Genomic DNA, 17,593 nt, shown 5'->3' on the forward strand with positions numbered 1-17,593 from the left:
GGATCAGAGCAGCTCGCAGTCCTTCATGATCGACTCCAGTTCGGGAATCCGGTCGGCCGGTAGCGGGGTCAGCGGAATACGCGGGTCGCCGACCTCGAAATGGGCGATCGAGAACGCCTTCTTCAGGGCGATCGGATTCGTCGCGAAATAGACGGCGCGGTAGAACTCGGCGAACTTCAGGTAGAGGTCGCGGGCGGTCAGGAAATCGCCGGCGAGCGCCGCCTCCACGATCGACCGGCTCTGCCGGGGCATCACGTTCGCGGCCACCGAGACATGGCCGTGGCCGCCGAGCAGCAGCGTGGGCAGCGCGGTGAAGTCGTTGCCGGACAGCACGGCGAAGTCGGCGTCCCGGACGAGGTGCAGCACCCGGCGCAACCGGACGAGGTCCTGGTTGCCCTCCTTGATGCCGACGATGTTGGGGTGCCGGGCCAGCTCGCTGACCGACTCGGGGGCGATGTCGACGGTGGTGCGGCCGGGCAGGTTGTGCATCAGCAGCGGCACGGAGAGGGCGTCGGCGACGATCCCGTAGTAGGCGACCAGGCCGCGCTCGGTGGGCGGGTCGAGGTAGGGGGTGAAGGCCAGCACCGCGTCGGCGCCGATCCGCTCGGCCTCCTTGGCCAGCTCCAGCGTTCGGGCCAGGCTCTCGGTGCCCATGTCGGGGACGACCAGGGCCCGGCCGGCGGACTGCTCGACCACGATCTCGGTGATCCGGACCTTCTCGCGGTCGGTGAGCGCGGCGGCCTCGCCGGTCACGCCGTTCGGGGCGAGCCGGGTGACGCCGTTGTCGATCTGGAAGTCGACCAGCCTGCGCAGGGTCGGCTCGTCCAGCTCGCCGTCGGAGGTGAAGGGGGTCAGCAGGGTGGTGAACGCGCCGGTGAAACGGCGCGTGCTCTCGCTCAGCATGCGACTGCTCCAGGGGTGAGGGGAGTGAAGGGGAGAGGGGAGGGGCGGAGGGTCAGCGGGCGGTGGCGACGGCCCGGCGGTCGGCGCCGGCGGGGGCCGTCCGCTGCCAGAGCTCCGCGGCCATCGCGGCGGCCGCGCGGCCGGGCTCCTCGGCGAGTCCGCGTTCCAGCATCAGGAGTTCGAGGGCGGTGAGGACCGGCAGCAGGTCCAGCGGGGCGACGGCGCCGATGTGGCCGACCCGCAGGATGCGGCCCTTGAGCCCGCCCTGACCGGCCGCGATCCGCAGGCCGAAGCGCTCCGGCAGCTGCTCGACCAGTCGCTCGGCCCGCCGGTCCTCGGGCAGCAGGGCCACCGAGAGCGCGGCCGCCTGCGGGGCCCGGGGGAAGGGTTCGAGGCCGAGTGCGGCGAGCCCGGTCCGGCAGACCGCGGCGCACCGGGCGTGCCGCTCCCAGACGTTCTCCAGCCCCTCGGCCTCGATCAGGTCGAGGCCGGCGGCGACCGCGAGCAGTGCCGCGACCGGCGGGGTGTTGGGCACCGTGCGGTCGAGCGCGCTCTCCCGCAGGTGCCGGAAGTTCCAGTACGAGTAGCCCAGGGTGGGCCGCACCCGGTGCCAGGCCTGCTTGCCGACCGAGACGAAGGCCGCACCCGGCGGACTCATCAGGCCCTTGTGCGAGGCCGTCACCGCGAAGTCGACCCCCCAGGCGTCCTGGAGGAACGGCTCCACGCCGATGGTGGTCATCGAGTCGACCACGACCGTCGCCCCGGCCCGGCGGCCGAGCTCGGCGAGCCCGGCCACGTCGTGGGCGACACCGGTGGAGGTCTCGCAGTGGGTGAAGAAGAGGTGCCGCGGCCGGTGGGCGGCCAGTTCGCGGCGGACGGCCTCCGGGTCGAAGGTCGCGCCGTCGGGCACCTCGTGCAGCCGGACCTCGGCCTGGTGGGTCCGGCACAGCTCGGCCCAGCGGCGCCCGTACTTGCCGGCCGCCAGGACCAGCACCCGGTCGCCGGGGGAGACGGTGTTGACCACCACCGCCTCCAGGGCGCCGCTGCCCGAGGAGGGCAGCATCAGTACCTCGCCGGAGGTGCGGAAGAGACCCCGCAGGCCCTCGTGGATGCGCCCGTAGAGTTCGCGGAACTCCGGCGAGCGGTGGTGCAGGACGGTGGAGACGGAGGCCAGGCGAACGCCGATCGGGATTCGCGCCGGCCCAGGGGTGAACATGTCGATTTCGCGCACGGCTGCTCCCGGTCGATTTCTTCCGGATGGTGCGGATCAGTGCGGACGAGCTCGGTTCGGTTCGGCCCAGCCCGGTTCACCGGCTGGGGAATTACTCTCGCCGCCGTTTTCAGAATGTCTGCCGAACGGCCCCGGGCGCAAGGCCCTCCGGATATTCGGGGATTACCCGGAATCACGGGGTGCGGGCGTTTTCGGGCAGACCGGATCCCATCGGCGGCGGCGGGTGGGAGGGTCGTGTTCCGGCCGTTCGGCCGGGCCGGTCGGCACTCGGGACAAGCGCCGCACAGGGGGACCGGAGTCCCTTTCGCATCTTGCGTCGCCGGGTGCGGCGGGCGCCAGACCCCCTCGCCCGTGTCTCATATGCCGGACATCCAGGCATGATTGACATGGCGTCAGCACCTGACTCACGATGGAGCCGCCGGAGGGGCCCGGCACCCGGTCATCCGGCCAGGTCGAACCAGCGCAGGGCCGCCGTGGTGGAGGCCGCGGAGAGGACGACGACCAGGAAGGGGGCGCGCAGACGCAGGGCGACCCCGGCCGCCAGGAGTCCCGCGACCCGGGCGTCCAGGTCGACCCGGTGGCCGCTGACGAAGGTCTGCACCGCGATCAGCGCCGCCAGCAGGGCGATCGGCATCGCCTGCGAGACCCTGGCCACCGCCGGGTTCTCCAGGACGCGGGCCGGCACGAGCAGGCCGGTGACTTTCAGGACCAGGCAGGCCCCGGCGGCGACGGCGATCCAGATCCAGCTCATCGGTGTTCTCCTCGGCCTTCGGGCACGGGGTCGGGTGTGCGGGCGGGGTCGGGCGTGTGGGCGCCGGGTGTGTGGGCAGGACCGGCCGTGCGTGCGCCGGGTGTGTGGGTGGGGCCGGAGCGGTGCTCGTCGCCGCGGTCGGTCCGCTCGTCGGAGTCGGTGTCCGGCGAGGGTCGGGCAGAGGGTTGGGCTTCGGGTTCGGGTGCGGACGGAGGAGCGGTGCGGATGAGCAGGGCGCCGAACGAGGTCAGGCCGGCCACCACGACGGGCAGGCCGGATCCCGCGACCAGTGAGCAGCCGACCGCGACCGCACCGGCGGTGAGGAACAGCGTGCGGTCCGCCGCGGTCCGCAGCCGCGGTGCGACCAGGGCCAGGAATGCGGCCGAGGACGCCGCGTCCAGGCCCAGCGTCTTCGGATCGTCCAGCAGTGATCCGGCCAGCGCGCCGATCAGCGTGGCGAGGTTCCAGCAGGCGAACACCGCGCCCCCGGTGGCCCAGTAGGCCAGTCGGGCCCGGCCGCGCTCCGGCTGTCCGGCCGCCATCGCCGCGCTCTCGTCGCTCAACAGGTGTGCCATCGGCAGCAGTTCGCTGCGGCTGGGGCGCAACTGCCGGGCCAGGCCGACCCCGTAGAACAGGTTCCGGACGCCCAGCAGTGCGGCGGTCGCGGTCGCCGAGGCGCCCGTGCCGCCCGAGGCGAGCACCCCGACCAGCGCCAGCTGGGAGGAGCCGCCGTACAGCAGTAGTGAGAGCGCCTGGGCCTGCCAGACCGTCAGGCCCGCCGCCACGGCGAGCGCTCCGTAGGAGAGTCCGTACGCGCCGACCGCCAGCGCGATTCCGGCGGCGGCCCGCAGGATCGCCGGTCTGTCCCGGGCCGGACCAGTGTCGTTGTGCTGTTCGGTCCCCGTCGCCATGGCCGTACCCCGTTTCCGCGCTCGGCTGCTCCGGCTCAGATGTTGAGACGGAGGTTTACATGTCAAGTCGAGTGCATAAGATGCTACACAGATGTCAACTCAAGGAGTCAAGATGACAACTTCAGTGACCTACGGCGAGCTCCAGTACGGCTGGGAGAAGGCCTACCAGGAGCAGAGCGAAGGCCCCCTCTGGCAGGAGGATCCGATCCCGGTCATCCCGGCCGCGGTCGCCGCCCTCAAGGCGCGAGAGGTCAAGACGGTGGTCGACCTCGGCTGCGGGGACGGTCGCAACCTCGCCGCCCTCGCCGACGCCGGGTTCACCGCCCTCGGCGTCGACATCGCCCCGACCGGCCTCGCCCACGCCCGGCGCGTCATCAAGCAGCGTTCCTTCCTGCTGCGCGCCGACGCCACCGGGCTCCCGCTGATCGACGGCTCCGTCGACGCCGTCACCTGCTTCGACGTGTTCGGCCAGGTCCAGGACCCGACCGACCTCGTCACCGAGGCCCGCCGCATCGTCACCCCGGGCGGGCTCTTCGTCACCAACGCCTTCACCACCCAGGACGGCACCTACGGCGAGGGCGAGGAGATAGCCCGGCACACCTTCGCCTACAAGGACACCCTCTTCCGCTACTACGAGGAGGAGGACATCCGCGGGCTCTTCGAGAAGTGGGAGATCATCGACCTCGACCGGATCTCCTGGGACGACCCGCCGCACGGCGACTTCCGCCCCTACCCGCACACGCACGACAACTGGGTCGTCTACGCCACCCCGCGCGACTGACCGGCCCCCCGCGGACCTGCTGATGAAACGCGGAACCCGCTGATGGAACGCGGAACCTGGTGATGGAACGCGATGGGAGCACACCCGCCATGTTCTTCCGGCAACACCTCGAACGCTTCGAGACCCTGCTGGGCCTCACACCGATCCGGACGGTCACCATCGACGTCCTCGGCCGGCCCCGCAGGATCCACCTCAAGCTGGAGGGGCAGAACCTGACCGGCTCGGTCAAGGGGCGCACCGCGTACGGCCTGGTGCGCGGCCTCGCCGAGGACGGGCTGCTGCGCCCGGGGGTGGAGCTGCTGGAGTCCACCTCCGGCAACCTCGGGGTGGCGCTCGCGAGCATGGCCCGCTACCTGGGCGTGGGGTTCTCGGCCGTGGTCGATCCGATGATCACGGCCGAGTGCCGCCAACGGCTCGCCGAGTTGGGCGCGACCGTCATCACGGTCGACCGGCCCGACCCGGCGGGCGGCTACCTGCTCTCCCGGCTGGCGGCCGTCCGCGAACTGGTCGCCACCGACGACCGGTACGTGTGGGCCAACCAGTACGAGAACCCGCGCAACCCGGAGATCCACCGCACCATGACCGGCCCCGAGATCCTCGGGCAACTGCCCGAGCCGCCCGACGCGCTGTTCGCGGCGATCTCCACCGGCGGCACCTTCGCCGGGCTCGCGCAGCACTTCCGGGAGCACAGTCCGCGCACCCGCCTGGTGGCCGTGGACATCAACGGCTCGGTCGCGGTCGGTGGACCGCCCGGCACCCGGCACCTGTCCGGGATCGGCGCCAGCCGCCGGTCCTCGTTCCTGGAGCCGGACATGATCGACCAGGTCGCGTACGCGAGCATCGCCGAGGCCGCCTACTACTGCCGGCTCGTCCTGCAGGAGTCCGGCATCCACCTCGGCGGCTCGTCCGGAGCGGTGCTCGCCGCCTGCGTGCGCTACCTGGCGGACCACCCGGAGACGGCCGAACCGCTGTGCGTCTGCGCGGACGGCGGGGAGAAGTACCAGAGCACCATCTACAACGACGAGTGGCTCGAATCCATCGGTCAACCGGCCGACCTGCCGGGCGTCCACCGGACACGAACGGCCGCCACCGTGCGGTAGACATGGTCTGTGACCTCCCCGTGGAGGACACCGGACCAGCCGATGAGGAAGCACGAATGCCCGAACTGCCCGATATCCAACGAGCGCTGGAGAGCTACGTCGACGGTGGACCGCGCCCGGACCCGGAGGGGATGCGCCGTATGACCGGCGCACAGCTCCTCCAGTCCGGCGAACACGCCGTGGCGCGAACCCTGCTGCTGGCCGCACTCTGCGCCCGGCTCGACGGCGGTGCATCGGACGCCGCCGGGCTGGTCGCGGTGGCCCGCAGCTACGAGGAGGGGTCGTTCCTGTACACCGGGCGGATCATCCCGCGGTTCACCGAGATGATCGTCCTGTTGGACCGGGCGGTGGACGAGCGCTGCCCCCGTACGCTCGTCGAGCTGGCGGACCACCTCAGCCAGGGGTGGCCCGCCTTCCCCTCCTCGGTCTTCCCGGCCGCGCTCGCCCGACTCGCGGCCGAGCTCGGCTTCACGGACGGCGCCGAGCCGTTCGCCACCACCTCCTTCACCCGCTGGAGACGGGGGCTGGAGACGGCGGCGGACGGCCGGGCCGACCTCGCCGCGCCCCTGTTCGACGACTCGCTCGCCCGCTACCGCGCGTACCTCTACCACGCCGACGCGGCCTGGCTCTTCACCGACCTGGTCATCGTCCACCTGATGCAGGGTCACGAGGCCGACGCGGCAGGGGTGTTCCAGGAGCAGGGCCGATACGTCGAAGAGGTGCTCGCCGACTACCCCGTCACCGGGGACGGCCCGCCGGTGTTCCAGCTCGGCGACGTCCAGAGCGGCGACTACAGCACCTTCGTCGAATCCGTCACCCTGCAGCCCACCGCCCTCACCGAGGCCGACCGGGCGATACTGCGCCGATACGCGAGGGTCAGCGAACTGCTGCTCTCCGCCGCCCGCTACCGCTCCCAGCGGGACTTCGAGGCGGCCCTGGACCTCTTCTCCTTCGGCTGGACCAGCTTCCCCGACTCCCCGTACCCGCACATCTTCCAGCACCTCGCCGACCGGCTGGCCGGCGCGCCCGGCCGCTGGGGCGCCCAACTCACCGGCTACGCCCGCTGGCACCGGATGCTGCGCTCCGGCCGGGTGCGGCCCACCTCGCCCACCCTGATCGACACCGCCGTCGACCTGCACGACCGGCTCACCCGGGCCGGCCTCACCAAGCAGGCCGACATCGCGCTGCTCGACGCCGCCATCATCCACGCCGAACTCCACGGCACCACCGCCACGGTGGAGTGGATCAGCCGCTACACCCGGGAGCTGCGACCGGAGATCCCCGAGCTGCTGCGCACCGCCGTCACCTACCTCCAGCTCAACGGCGAGACCCCCGACACCAGCTCCGAGGGCGCCCAGCGACTGCTCGCCCACTACGCGGGCCTGCGGGAGCTGCACACCGTGCCGGCCCTGGTGGCCGAGCGGGCGGCCCGCCGCCGGGAGAACTCCGTCCAGGTGGAAGTGGCCCTCTACGGAAGGCTGTTGTCCATCGAGGGGATCACCGTGTACGAGCAGACCCCGGAGCCGCTGGTCGATATCCTGCAGGTGCTCGGCGAGGAGTTCGCCGGGTCCGTCGCCGAGGGGCGGGAGGTGCCGTTGCTGTCCGCCGCCGAACTGTCCAGCCGCACCGGGCGGACCACGGCCGCGCTCGCCCAGAGCGTGCGCCGCTTCCGCGGAGCCGCACAGGAACGCTTCGGCGCGGCCACCGAGTTCACCCTCGACCCGGACACCGTCATCCAGGGGCGGCCCGGCTACCGCATCAACCCGGTGAGCGTGGAGAGCTTCCACCGCTTCCCGCCCGACCGCTGACCCCTCCCGTTCCGACCGATCCATCGTCAACCCCCTGAGAAAGGTGCCACCATGACCGAGCTGCCGAGCGGTGTGGTCGAGCCCGACGCCGTCGCCACCGACCACAAGTTCGTCGTCGCCCTCAAGGCCAAGCTGGCGCCGGGCGTCGCCACCAACGCCGCCTCCCACCTGTGCCTCGGCCTGGTCGCCAAGGCCGCCGCCGAGCGGCCCGAGCTGGTCGCCGACATGTCCTTCCTGACCTTCACCGACGGGGACGGCGGACAGCACACGCCGATCTCCGGGCTCTCGCTGGTCGTCCTGGAGGGCCGGCCCGCCTGGCTGCGCCGGCTGCGCGAGGAGGCGCACGCCGCGGGGCTGCTCTGCACCGACTTCACCGGCGAGATGGCCGGCGGGGACTACGCCGACCAGCTGGACCGGATGAAGTCCACCGCGGAGGAGGCCCTCGACTACTACGGCGTCGCGCTGTTCGGTCCGCGGGAGCAGGTCGACCCGCTGACCAGGAAGTTCTCGCTGCTGCGCTGAGGGCGGGCCCGTACCGGGGCCTTCCGGACGTCCTGTTCGCCGTTCTCTTGCCTACGTGCTGAAATCCCGCTGCCTACCCGCTGCCTACCCGCTGCCTACCTGCTGCTTTCCTGCTGAGTTGAAGGAGCCCAACGTGACCGCGACGCCCGACCGCACGGCCTCCCCGTACCAGCTCACCGTGATACCCCAGGCCGTCGTGGCGGCCGCGCTCGACCGGCTGCTCCCGCAGTCCAAGGCCGTGGTCGAACACGTCTACATCGAGGCCGCGGAGGGGCGGCTGGTCAACCCCGACAGCCTCTTCCTGCGGCCCGACCCCGACCCGGCCCACCGCGAGCGGATCATCGCCCTGCCCGCGTACGTGCCCGGCGAGAGCTCGGCCATGGGCATCAAGTGGATCTCCAGCTTCCCCGGGAACCTCGACCTCGGCCTGCCCCGGGCGTCGGCCCTGATCGTCCTCAACGACCTGCTCACCGGTTTTCCGACCGCGGTCATCGAGGGCGCCCTGATCAGCGCCCACCGGACGGCCCTCTCGGCGGCGGTCGGCGCCCAGGCGCTCTACGGCGGCGAGCGGCGGGTCGGCCGGCTCGCCGTGATCGGGACGGGCTTCATCGCCGAGACGACGGTCCGCACCATGGCCGCCGACGGCTGGGAGTTCGACTCGGTCGCCGTCCACGACCTCGACCCGGCCAGGGCCGAGGGCTTCGCGGAGCGGATTGCCGGACACACCGCCCGCGCGGTGGCGGCCGAATCCACCCGGGAGGCGGTCGCGGACGCCGACCTGGTGCTGCTCGCCACCACGGCGGTGCTGCCGCACCTGGCGGACGCGTCCTGGTTCAAGCCGGGTGCGGTGGTGCTCCACATGTCGCTGCGCGACCTCACCGCCGACGCGATGGCCGGGGCCGTGCACGTGGTGGACGAGGTCGGGCACGCGCTGCGCGAGCGGACCTCGCTGGCGCTGGCGGTGGCCGGCGGCCTGGTGCCGCGCGAGGAGGTCCGCAACGTCGGCGACTACCTCCAGGGCCGGGTGAAGCCCGACCGGGAGCGGTTGGCGGTCTACTCGCCGTTCGGGCTCGGCTCGCTGGACATCGCGGTCGCGCGGCTGGTGCTGGACCAGTCGGTGGGGGCGGAGGGGGTCGTGGTGGTCCCGGGGTTCTCGGGCTGACGCCGGCTCCGCGGGTCGGGGCGGGTCCGGGGATCCTGGCTGCTTCCGGTGCCGGTGCCGGTGCCGGTTGGCGGCCACGGCCAGGGTCCGCCCCGACGGGCTGAGGGGGCTTGAGGGACTGGGGGGCTGGAGGGCTTGCGGGGCGTGTGGACTGCGTGGGGGGCGTGCGACGTGTGGGGCTGCAACGGGTGTTCGGGCGGAGGGGAACAACAGGCGGACGGCCGGCGTTCGACCGGGCATGACCAGTGACGACGCATCCGTGACCGCCTCCCCCGACATCCTGCGCTACGCCGCGTTCGCCACCGACCCCGCCGGCGGGAACCCGGCGGGCGTGGTGCTGGACGCCTCCGGGCTGTCCGCCGAGCGGATGCTCGCCATCGCCGCCGAGCTCGGCTACTCGGAGACGGCCTTCCTGATACCGGAGGCGGCCGAGGGCGCCTACGCGGTCCGGTACTTCAGCCCGCTGACGGAGGTTCCGTTCTGCGGCCACGCCACGGTGGCCTCCGCCGTCGCGCTCGGCGAGCGCTTCGGCCCCGGCCGGTTCCGCTTCGCCACCCGCGCGGGCGAGGTGCCGATCGAGGTGGACAAGGGCCCGGACGGCGTGCTGCGCGCCACCCTCACCAGCGTCGAGCCGCACGTCGAGGAGGTGGCCGAGGCGGACATCGCGGAGGTGCTGGCCCTGCTCGACTGGTCGCCGCAGGAGCTGGACGCCGCGCTGCCGCCGCGGATCGCCTACGCGGGCGCCCGCCACCTCGTCCTGGCCGCCGCCACCCGCGACCGGCTGGCCCGGCTCGCCTACGACTTCGACGGTCTCGCCGCCTATATGACGGCGCGCGACCTGGTCACGCTCCAGCTGGTCTGGCGCGAGAGCGAGCACGTGTTCCACGTCCGGGACCCGTTCCCGGTCGGCGGGGTGGTGGAGGACCCGGCGACGGGGGCGGCGGCCGCCGCCTTCGGGGCCTACCTGCGGGAGCAGGGCGCCGTGGTGGCGCCGGCGGTGCTCACCCTGCACCAGGGGGAGGACCTGGGCCGGCCCGGTCTGCTGCGGGTCGAGCTGCAGGAGGGGGACACCCGGGTCCGGGTGTCGGGTGCTGGGGTGGCCATTCCGTAGGGCGCCGGACAGGGCTTAGGAGGTAACAGAACCGGGCTGTCCGACCTGCGGGAATGCGGTGTGTGTCAGGCCTCGTTGATGCTGCCGGAGGTGTGGGGCAGCCGAGACGAAGTAGAGCACACGTCGGCCCTGGGAGGTCGATGACGGCCTGGTTCCCTGAGCCACCCCGGTGATCTGCCGCCGGGGTGGCTCGCTCGCAGGAGTGAATCCGGCGTCAGACGTGCACCTTCCGTCGTGCATTCTCGGACGCGCACTTTCCGAATACTGGAGGTTCTCGTGGCCAAGGGCTACTGGGTCAGCGCCTACCGCACCATTTCCGACCCCGAGAAGATGGCTGCCTACATCAAGCTGGCCCGTCCGGCCATCGAGGCCGGAGGCGGACGGCTGATCGCCCGCGACGGGCGGGTCGTCGCCCACGACGACGGCGTCGCCGAGCGCGTCGTCCTGGTCGAGTTCGACAACTTCGAACAGGCCGTCGCAGCTCACGCGAGTGAGGCCTACCAGCAGGCGCTGCTCGCCCTGTCCGACGGCGTCGAGCGCGACTTCCGCATCATCGAAGGCGTCTAAGTTCCTCGGTGGCCGGCGCGGGCCGAACGCGGCGGACGCCGCCGGGGTGGGGTGCCCCGACGGCGTCCGGCCTGCTCCGGCTGCTGTCAGCAGTCCTTGAGCGTGCTGCAGAGCGCCGAGTCCATGGCCTTGGCGACCTCGGCGTCCGCCGGGCCGGCCCACGGGACCTTGGGCTGGGCGCCCGCCTTGGCGGTCGTCCAGAGCGACAGCTCGTTCACGGTGCCGTCGGGGACGGTCAGGTACTCGTGCAGGGTGACGGTGCCGCCGCCGGACTGCGGGAGGGTCACGGTCGCCGCGAAGAACATGCCGTCCTCCGGGCTGGTCACGTTCACGGTGGCGCCGGGAGCGGTCTTCGCGCAGTTCTTGAGCTCGTCGCGGAGATCGGTGAACACCGCGTGGGTGCTCTGGGCGACGCCGCTGCTGGGGCGGGGGTCGCCCTGGTACAGCAGGGTCTGCTGCGCCTGCCACTGCTCCCCGCCCGGGCCGATCAGGGCCTGCGCGGCGGCCTGGCCGGTGCCGAGGCTCTCCACGTCCTTCGACAGCTTGGAGTGGCACAGCTCCTGGAGCTTGAAGGCCACCGCTCCGCCGGCCGGCTTGGCGTGGTCGGCCGGGGCGGCCCAGTGGTGGGTGGAGTCCAGCGGGATGCTGCGCGGGTTGATCCAGGCACCCGCCGGGATGCCCTTGGCCGCGCCGCCCCCGGTGGGTGCGGCGGCGCCGGAGGACGGCTTGGCCTGGCCTCCGCCGGGCGTGGTCGGCGCGGCGGCTCCCGTGGTGGGCGCGGCGGCTCCCGTGGCCGGTGCGGCGGTGGCGGGCGGCGCCGCGTTCTTGTCGTCGCCGTTCTCGGGCCCGCAGGCGCTGAGCGAGCCGAGGCAGCAGAGCGCGGCGAGGGTGGTGGCGATGGCGGTTCTGGTGGCAGACAACTGACGGTTCCTCAAGTGTCCGGTGTGATGGTTCGGGGTCGGGGCGCACGGCGGCCCTGCGTACCGCGGCAGCGGTACGGGCCGCGCCTCACCGCCCGGTCGGCCCCTGAGAGCGGGCACCCGGCATGGCTTTTCCTTTCCCCCGTGATTCCTGCCGCCGGTGCGCGGGCCCCGGGGATCCGGGGCGGCGGCCGCCACCCGAACTGAGCGGCGGTCAGCACGTGTGCGCCGACGGCTGTCGAAACCTAGTGCGATGCGCCGACACCGTGCAACGCGGCGCGCTGTGACCGCCCCCACAGGCCCCCGGGTCCGGGTCCGAGTCCGGGCCCGGGTTCGCCAGCGCGGTCGCTCTCCCCGGTGGGCCGCCGCTCCGGCGGGGTCGGCCCCGTCGGAGAAAACCATTCGCGCAGGCGGCGCGGGATGAGCGACCCTGCCCGCATGCAACGAGCTAACGAACGGATGGTCAGCGTCCATCTCACCCACGACGGTGACTATCTGGGGCCGCTCGGCCCCTTCGAGGTGGCCGGGGGCTGGTGGTCGTCCGCCGCGCCGGTGGTGGAACAGGTCACGGCACTGGTCGGGGTCCCGGTGGTGGTGGTCCGGCTGGCCGAGGTTGCGGAGGGCGGGGGCGGCCACGGAGGGCACGTGGTCTACCACGCCGAGGCGTTGGAGCGGCCCACCGCGCTGGAGCCGCGCCCGCCGCAGGCCGAGACCGCCGCCCTGCTCGGCCCCGCCGAGCGGCGGGCCGGCTGGGCCACGCCGTCCGGACTGCGCGAGGCACTCGACTGGGCGGAGCAGGCACTGCGGCAGGCGGGCCGTCCGGCGGCCGGCCGGGCCGAACAGGTCCGCACCTGGAACCTGTCCGGGCTGTTCCGCTTCACCACCCCGGGCGGCGACGCCTGGCTGAAGGCGATCAACCCGGCGTTCAACGCCCGCGAGTCCGAGGTCATCGCGCTGCTCCGCACGGTCGACCCCACCCTCGTCCCGTCGGTCCTCGCCGCCGACCCGGAGCGCGGCCGGCTGCTGCTCGACCACGTCCCCGGCGAGGACTGCTGGGGCCCGTCCGCCGAGGCCGTCGCCGACGTGCTGCCGCGGCTGGTCGCCGCCCAGGCGGCGCTCGCCGCCGACGGCAGGGCCGCGGCCGCCGGGCTGCCCGACCGGACCCCGGCCGCCCTGGTCGGCCGGGTGCGCACCCTGCTCGACCGGCCGGAGGCCACCGCCGAGCTGACCGCCGAGGAGCTCGCCGCCGCCAGGGCCCTCGCCGACCGCCTGCCCGCGCTGGTCGAGGAGCTCGCCGCCTGCGGCCTGCCCGAGACCTTGGTGCACGGCGACTTCCACCCCGGCAACTGGCGCTCCGACGGCCGCAACACGGTGGTCGTCGACTACGCCGACTCCTGCTTCGGCCACCCGGCCCTGGACGGGCTGCGCCCGCGCCAGTACGTCTCGGAGGAGCGCTGGGGGCAGATCGCCGAGGTGTGGGCGCAGGCCTGGCGCAGGCACGCGCCCGGCTCGGACCCGGAACGCGCCCTGGAGCTGGTGGAGCCGCTCTACCACCTGTCCTACGCCGTGCGGTACCAGGAGTTCCTGGACCACGTCGAGACCAGCGAGCGCCCGTACCACGAGGGCGACCCGGTGAACGAGATCCGCGCGGCGCTGGCCCGGTGAACCGCCGGTCGGCTCCCGGCCGACCGCCGTCGAGGCCTGGCCGGGCAACGTCCCTGCCAGGCCTCGGTGTTCGGGTTGACCGAGCCGGTGACCGGCGACAACTCGGCCATCCCCTAGAAGATCTGACGGTCCGTACCCCCGGCGGATGAGTCGACCGGGCTTTACCCCACCCCCCAGGGAGGATGACTCCTCCTTTACCTTCTTCCTATGGTCTAGGCCATGTTGAGCCGATCACTCAAAGTCCTCTGCGGGACGGTGGTGTTGGCCCTCACGGCCACCCTCGCCTCGGTGGCCCAGGCCCAGGCCGCACCGCCGCCTCCCGCGCCGACCTGGCGGGAGTGCCCGCCCGACCCCTACGGAAGCCCCGTCGACCCGCGGCTGCGCTGCACCACGCTGCGCGTGCCGCTGGACTACCGGGTGCCGTCCGGTCCGACCATCGAGATCGCCGTCTCCCGGCTGGCCACCGCCAAGCCCGGGGTGCGTCGCGGGATCCTGCTGCACAACGGCGGCGGCCCCGGCGGGTTCAGCCTCAACCTGCCGAGCTCCTGGGTGCACAACTACCCGCAGGACGTCCTGGACCGCTACGACCTGGTCAGCTTCGACCCGCGCGGCGTCGGCTACAGTACGCCCGTCACCTGCGGTCGGACCGCGGCCAGCCTCCCCAACGAGCGCGTCCTGCCCTACCCGGCCGCGGACGGGTCGATCGGTGCGAACGTCACCTTCGCCCGCGACCTCGCCAGGGACTGCCTCTCCCACGGCGGCGACGTGCTGCGCCACATCACCACCGCCAACACCGCGCGGGACATGGACCGGATCCGCGCCGCGCTCGGCGAACGCAAGCTGTCCTACAACGCGGCCTCCTACGGCAGTTACCTGGGCGCCGTGTACACCGAGCTCTTCCCGGACCGCAGCGACCGGATCATCCTCGACTCCAACGTGAACCCGAACACCGTCTGGCACGGCCAGTTCGCGCTCTGGGACCAGGCGACCGAGCTGCGCTTCGGGGACTTCGCGAACTGGGCGGTCCAGCGGGAGTCCGAGCTGCACCTCGGCGCCACCCCCGCGGAGGTCCGGGCGAACTTCCTCGCCCTGGCCGCCCGCCTCGACCGCGCCCCCGTCACCCACCCGCAGGCGGGTCCGGTCAACGGCAACCTGTTCCGCGCGGTCTACCACGGGTACTCGTACCACACGTTCTACTTCCCCGAGATCGCCGCCTGGTGGCGCTTTCTCGACCAGGGCGGCCCGGCCCCCGAGTGGCTGGCCTTCCCGGTGGTACCCGGGATACCCGAGGACAACGGAACGGCCTCGCTGTTCGCGGTGGCCTGCGGGGACGCCCGTGCGCCGCGCGACATCGGCCACTACCAGCGGGAGGTGACGGCCGACCGGGCCCGGTACCCGCTCCTGGCCGGGATGGGCACCAACATCCTGCCCTGCGCGTTCTGGCCGGACCCGGTCGAGCCGCCGGTGAGGATCACCGACCGCGGGCCGCGCAACGTCCTGCTCCTGCAGACCGCCCGGGATCCGGCCACCCCGCTCGCGGGCGCGCTCGGCCAGCGCGGCTCGTTCGGCAAGCGGGCCCAGCTGGTCACCGTCAACACCGGCAACCACGGCGCCTACGACCCGTTCACCCCGTCCTGCGCCGTCACCGCGGCCAACCGGTTCCTGGTCACCGGGGTGCTGCCCGCCCGTGACCTGACCTGCGAGCCCGACCCCGTCGACGCCCGGACGGCGGTGCCGCAGCCGCCGGCGCCCGGCCGGCTGCCGGTCGGCCCGGCACTGCTCCGACCGGTGCCGATGTCCTGAACGGCGGACCACGGCGGACCACGGCGGACCACGGCGGACCACGGCGGGTGCGGTCCACGGGACCGCACCCGCCCTGCGCCGGGGCACCGGACGATCCGCCGGGCCCTAGTACTGCAACGGTGCTTACCGTGATGAGGCGTCAGCTCTGGCCCCTGTCCGGCCCGGTGAGGGTGGTCAGGAGGGTGCGGGCCTGCTCCCGGAGGTGGTCGACGGGGAGGCCCTCGTAGATCAGCTCCAGGCCGAGGGCGGTCGCCCGGCTGGCCGCGTAGTACGACTGGTAGGCGAGGTAGGGGCGGTGGTCGTCGAGCGGGTCCAGGCCGACGGCGAGGGTGGCGAAGTGGGTCCGGCCGTTCTCCGTCCGGGCGAGCTGCCACTCCTGCTCGAAGGGCTCCGGTCCGCGCGGGAGTTGCTCGGGCGGGAGGTCTTCGTGCGGGGGTTGCTCGGGCGGGGGTTCGTCGTGCGGGAGCTCCAGGAGCGCCCGGGCGAACGCACCGACCTGCTCGGTGTCCTCGAAGGGCAGGGTCTCGGACCAGCCGGGCGCCCCGGCCAGGAACTGCCAGCCGGAGCCGGACCCGTCCGGTGCCCGGCCGACGCCGAAGACCCATTCGCCGTCGGCGTCGTCACGCCACCGGCAGTGCAGTACCAGGTCCATCGCATGCCCCCTTGTCGGTTCGGCGGCTCATCCCGGTACAGCGGTTCCTGCCCGGGTCGGGCCCTCCCACACCATGCGGGAGGGCCCGACCCGTCCTCAGGCCGAGGGCGGGGCCGGTCGGCCGTCGCGCGCGGGGTGTACGGCGAGTGCCTCGGCGGGACAGAAGTCGACGGCCTCGGCCAGCTCCTCCGTCGGCTCCTCCCCGGCGCCGCCGCGCAGCGGGTGGGCGAGGCCGTCGGCGCCGAGCTCCAGGGAGCGGGGCGCGGTGAGCACGCACATCCCGGAGCCGACGCAGCGGTCCCGGTCCACCCGGACGACCACCAGCGGTCCGGACGCCGGTGCCCCCGGGGGCACCGGGTGCGCCGCGGCCGTCACCAGGCGACCTGGAGGGTGTTCGGGCTGCGGGTGAGCAGCCCGCGCCGCCAGTCGATCCCCCCGGGCGGCTCGGTGAGCCGCAGCGAGGGCAGCCGCCGGGCCAGCCGGTGGAGGCCGAGTTCGAGCTCCATCCGGGCCAGCCAGGCGCCCAGGCAGTGGTGCGGCCCCGCCCCGAAGGTGTACATCGGCGCGGCGAGCGGCGAGAACAGCTCGGTGATCAGGTCGCCGGTGAACAGCTCGGGGTCGTGGTTGGCGGTGCCGGTGTCGGCGGCGACCACGCTGCCCTTCGGGATGACCACACCGCCGATCTCCACGTCCTCGACGGTGCGCCGCAGCAGGCCGGGGAGGACGTCGGAGTCCCCGAGCGGGACGGCGCGCAGCAGCTGCTCGGTGGCGGCGGCCGCACTCTGCTCGTCCGCCGCGAGGCGGTGCCAGGCCTCGCGGCCGTCGCCGAGCAGGTAGACCAGGGCGTTGCCGAGGGTGGTCATGGTGGTCTCGTGGCCGGCCACCACCAGGCCGATGACCAGCGAGACCAGCTGGGGTTCGGTGATGTCGCCGCTCTCGTCGGCGGCCGTGAGCAGACTGCTGACCAGGTCCTCGCCGGGGGCGGCACGGCGCTCGGCGATCACCTCGGCACCGAAGGCGGCGAACTCGCCCATCGCCGTCCGGATGGCCTCGGCGGAGTACGCGGTGGCGGAGAGCGCGTGGTCGCTCCAGTGCGCGAGCCGCTTGCCGTCGAGCCCGTCCAGGCCCATCAGCCGGCTGATCACGGCGACCGGCAGCGGGCGGGTGTAGGCGGAGACGATGTCGACGGCGGAGCCCTGGTCGATCAGCTCGTCCAGCAGGCCCTCGATCACCGAGGCGACCCAGGGGCGCCAGCGGGCGATCGCGCGCGGGGTGAACGCCCGCTGCACGGTGCGGCGCAGCCGCTGGTGGTCGGTGCCGTCGAGGTTCAGCAGGCTCTGCGGGTCGTCCAGGATGTTGGGGGTGAGCGCGAGCGGGGGCGCGTCCGGGGCGTACAGCGCGGCTCGGCCCAGGCGCGGGTCGGTGAGCACCTGTCGGACGTCGGTGTGCCGGCTGACCAGCCAGACCGGGGTGCCGGTGGGCAGCGCGGCCAGGCGCGGCGGGCCGGGTTCGAGGTGGCGCAGGCAGTGCAGCGGGATCAGGGGCGCGTCGGTGGTGCCAGGACCGGCACCGGTGGCACTGTTCTCGGCGGACATCCGTACTCCAGACTCCAGGCGGTGGGCCGCTCTGGGCGGCCCGGCGGGGGGGGTGGATCCGGGGAGGTGCGCGGGCGTGGATGCTCGGGGACGGGGCGGGGCCCGATACGA

At 73.2% G+C, this 17,593-nt stretch carries 17 protein-coding genes; 9 read left to right on the plus strand and 8 right to left on the minus strand.

The genetic code is table 11. The features are described from left to right. Nucleotides 1–3: 3 nt before the first annotated feature. The 4 genes from dapA to ACGFZP_RS30375 all read right to left on the minus strand — a co-directional run bounded on the left by dapA (nt 4) and on the right by ACGFZP_RS30375 (nt 3,796). The gene (gene dapA, locus ACGFZP_RS30360; RefSeq protein ID WP_392939152.1) at nt 4–903 is read right to left on the minus strand and encodes a 4-hydroxy-tetrahydrodipicolinate synthase; all 900 of its coding nucleotides are present in this window, start codon (nt 901–903) and stop codon (nt 4–6) included. 52 nt (nt 904–955) lie between these two features. Next, a complete protein-coding gene (locus ACGFZP_RS30365; RefSeq protein WP_392939154.1) occupies nt 956–2,134 on the minus strand; it encodes a pyridoxal-phosphate-dependent aminotransferase family protein in 1,179 nt (392 codons plus the stop codon). A 439-nt stretch (nt 2,135–2,573) separates the two neighbouring features. Further along, nucleotides 2,574–2,885 (minus strand): AzlD domain-containing protein, encoded by a 312-nt coding sequence (locus tag ACGFZP_RS30370; RefSeq protein ID WP_392939155.1) that lies wholly within the window; start codon nt 2,883–2,885, stop codon nt 2,574–2,576. Then, nucleotides 2,882–3,796: an AzlC family ABC transporter permease gene (locus ACGFZP_RS30375; protein WP_392939157.1), complete on the minus strand. Its 915-nt coding sequence runs from the start codon at nt 3,794–3,796 to the stop codon at nt 2,882–2,884. The genes ACGFZP_RS30370 and ACGFZP_RS30375 overlap by 4 nt, the downstream gene beginning before the upstream one ends. Before the next feature lie 112 nt (nt 3,797–3,908). Here ACGFZP_RS30375 and ACGFZP_RS30380 point away from each other — a divergent pair, with 112 nt between their 5' ends. From ACGFZP_RS30380 to ACGFZP_RS30410, 7 genes are all read left to right on the plus strand, one after another. Then, a complete protein-coding gene (locus ACGFZP_RS30380; RefSeq protein WP_387949275.1) occupies nt 3,909–4,577 on the plus strand; it encodes a class I SAM-dependent methyltransferase in 669 nt (222 codons plus the stop codon). An 89-nt stretch (nt 4,578–4,666) separates the two neighbouring features. Beyond that, nucleotides 4,667–5,677, plus strand: coding sequence for a pyridoxal-phosphate dependent enzyme (locus tag ACGFZP_RS30385; RefSeq protein WP_392939158.1), 1,011 nt, complete (start codon nt 4,667–4,669; stop codon nt 5,675–5,677). Nucleotides 5,678–5,733: 56 nt separating this feature from the next. After that, complete coding sequence (locus tag ACGFZP_RS30390) at nt 5,734–7,485, plus strand: hypothetical protein (protein WP_392939160.1); 1,752 nt, start codon at nt 5,734–5,736, stop codon at nt 7,483–7,485. Nucleotides 7,486–7,536: 51 nt separating this feature from the next. Continuing rightward, nucleotides 7,537–8,007 (plus strand): DUF2000 domain-containing protein, encoded by a 471-nt coding sequence (locus ACGFZP_RS30395; protein WP_392939162.1) that lies wholly within the window; start codon nt 7,537–7,539, stop codon nt 8,005–8,007. 133 nt (nt 8,008–8,140) lie between these two features. Beyond that, nucleotides 8,141–9,169 carry an NAD(P)-binding domain-containing protein gene (locus ACGFZP_RS30400; protein ID WP_392939164.1) on the plus strand — a complete coding sequence of 343 codons (1,029 nt, stop codon included), beginning with the start codon at nt 8,141–8,143 and terminating at the stop codon, nt 9,167–9,169. 238 nt (nt 9,170–9,407) lie between these two features. Continuing rightward, nucleotides 9,408–10,280 (plus strand): PhzF family phenazine biosynthesis protein, encoded by an 873-nt coding sequence (locus tag ACGFZP_RS30405; protein ID WP_392939166.1) that lies wholly within the window; start codon nt 9,408–9,410, stop codon nt 10,278–10,280. A gap of 276 nt (nt 10,281–10,556) precedes the next feature. After that, nucleotides 10,557–10,847, plus strand: a complete 291-nt coding sequence (locus tag ACGFZP_RS30410; protein WP_392939168.1) for a DUF1330 domain-containing protein — start codon at nt 10,557–10,559, stop codon at nt 10,845–10,847. Nucleotides 10,848–10,933: 86 nt separating this feature from the next. Here ACGFZP_RS30410 and ACGFZP_RS30415 read toward each other — a convergent pair whose 3' ends face one another. Further along, nucleotides 10,934–11,767: a hypothetical protein gene (locus tag ACGFZP_RS30415; RefSeq protein WP_392939170.1), complete on the minus strand. Its 834-nt coding sequence runs from the start codon at nt 11,765–11,767 to the stop codon at nt 10,934–10,936. Nucleotides 11,768–12,205: 438 nt separating this feature from the next. Here ACGFZP_RS30415 and ACGFZP_RS30420 point away from each other — a divergent pair, with 438 nt between their 5' ends. Continuing rightward, on the plus strand, nt 12,206–13,432 hold the full coding sequence (locus tag ACGFZP_RS30420; protein ID WP_392939172.1) for a phosphotransferase: 1,227 nt from the start codon (nt 12,206–12,208) through the stop codon (nt 13,430–13,432). Between the two features lie 219 nt (nt 13,433–13,651). After that, on the plus strand, nt 13,652–15,235 hold the full coding sequence (locus tag ACGFZP_RS30425; protein ID WP_392939174.1) for an alpha/beta hydrolase: 1,584 nt from the start codon (nt 13,652–13,654) through the stop codon (nt 15,233–15,235). 139 nt (nt 15,236–15,374) lie between these two features. On the opposite strand, the gene ACGFZP_RS30430 is transcribed toward ACGFZP_RS30425, so the two are convergent. The 3 genes from ACGFZP_RS30430 to ACGFZP_RS30440 form a co-directional block, all read right to left on the minus strand. Further along, a complete protein-coding gene (locus ACGFZP_RS30430) occupies nt 15,375–15,887 on the minus strand; it encodes a hypothetical protein (RefSeq protein ID WP_392939176.1) in 513 nt (170 codons plus the stop codon). Nucleotides 15,888–15,983: 96 nt separating this feature from the next. Continuing rightward, a complete protein-coding gene (locus tag ACGFZP_RS30435; protein WP_392939178.1) occupies nt 15,984–16,262 on the minus strand; it encodes a ferredoxin in 279 nt (92 codons plus the stop codon). Next, the gene (locus ACGFZP_RS30440) at nt 16,259–17,482 is read right to left on the minus strand and encodes a cytochrome P450 (protein ID WP_392939180.1); all 1,224 of its coding nucleotides are present in this window, start codon (nt 17,480–17,482) and stop codon (nt 16,259–16,261) included. The genes ACGFZP_RS30435 and ACGFZP_RS30440 overlap by 4 nt, the downstream gene beginning before the upstream one ends. Between the last annotated feature and the right edge of the window lie 111 nt (nt 17,483–17,593).

The sequence above is a fragment of the Kitasatospora sp. NPDC048239 genome (assembly GCF_043202015.1).
Taxonomy (GTDB): Bacteria; Actinomycetota; Actinomycetes; order Streptomycetales; family Streptomycetaceae; genus Kitasatospora.

Excerpts from the sequence above, each read along its gene's own strand:
- dapA (WP_392939152.1), bottom strand. The coding sequence starts at position 903 with ATGCTGAGCGAGAGCACGCGCCGTTTCACCGGCGCGTTCACCACCCTG.
- ACGFZP_RS30370 (WP_392939155.1), bottom strand. The coding sequence starts at position 2,885 with ATGAGCTGGATCTGGATCGCCGTCGCCGCCGGGGCCTGCCTGGTCCTG.
- ACGFZP_RS30375 (WP_392939157.1), bottom strand. The coding sequence starts at position 3,796 with ATGGCGACGGGGACCGAACAGCACAACGACACTGGTCCGGCCCGGGAC.
- ACGFZP_RS30380 (WP_387949275.1), top strand. The coding sequence starts at position 3,909 with ATGACAACTTCAGTGACCTACGGCGAGCTCCAGTACGGCTGGGAGAAG.
- ACGFZP_RS30385 (WP_392939158.1), top strand. The coding sequence starts at position 4,667 with ATGTTCTTCCGGCAACACCTCGAACGCTTCGAGACCCTGCTGGGCCTC.
- ACGFZP_RS30390 (WP_392939160.1), top strand. The coding sequence starts at position 5,734 with ATGCCCGAACTGCCCGATATCCAACGAGCGCTGGAGAGCTACGTCGAC.
- ACGFZP_RS30395 (WP_392939162.1), top strand. The coding sequence starts at position 7,537 with ATGACCGAGCTGCCGAGCGGTGTGGTCGAGCCCGACGCCGTCGCCACC.
- ACGFZP_RS30405 (WP_392939166.1), top strand. The coding sequence starts at position 9,408 with ATGACCAGTGACGACGCATCCGTGACCGCCTCCCCCGACATCCTGCGC.
- ACGFZP_RS30420 (WP_392939172.1), top strand. The coding sequence starts at position 12,206 with ATGCAACGAGCTAACGAACGGATGGTCAGCGTCCATCTCACCCACGAC.
- ACGFZP_RS30425 (WP_392939174.1), top strand. The coding sequence starts at position 13,652 with ATGTTGAGCCGATCACTCAAAGTCCTCTGCGGGACGGTGGTGTTGGCC.
- ACGFZP_RS30430 (WP_392939176.1), bottom strand. The coding sequence starts at position 15,887 with ATGGACCTGGTACTGCACTGCCGGTGGCGTGACGACGCCGACGGCGAA.
- ACGFZP_RS30440 (WP_392939180.1), bottom strand. The coding sequence starts at position 17,482 with ATGTCCGCCGAGAACAGTGCCACCGGTGCCGGTCCTGGCACCACCGAC.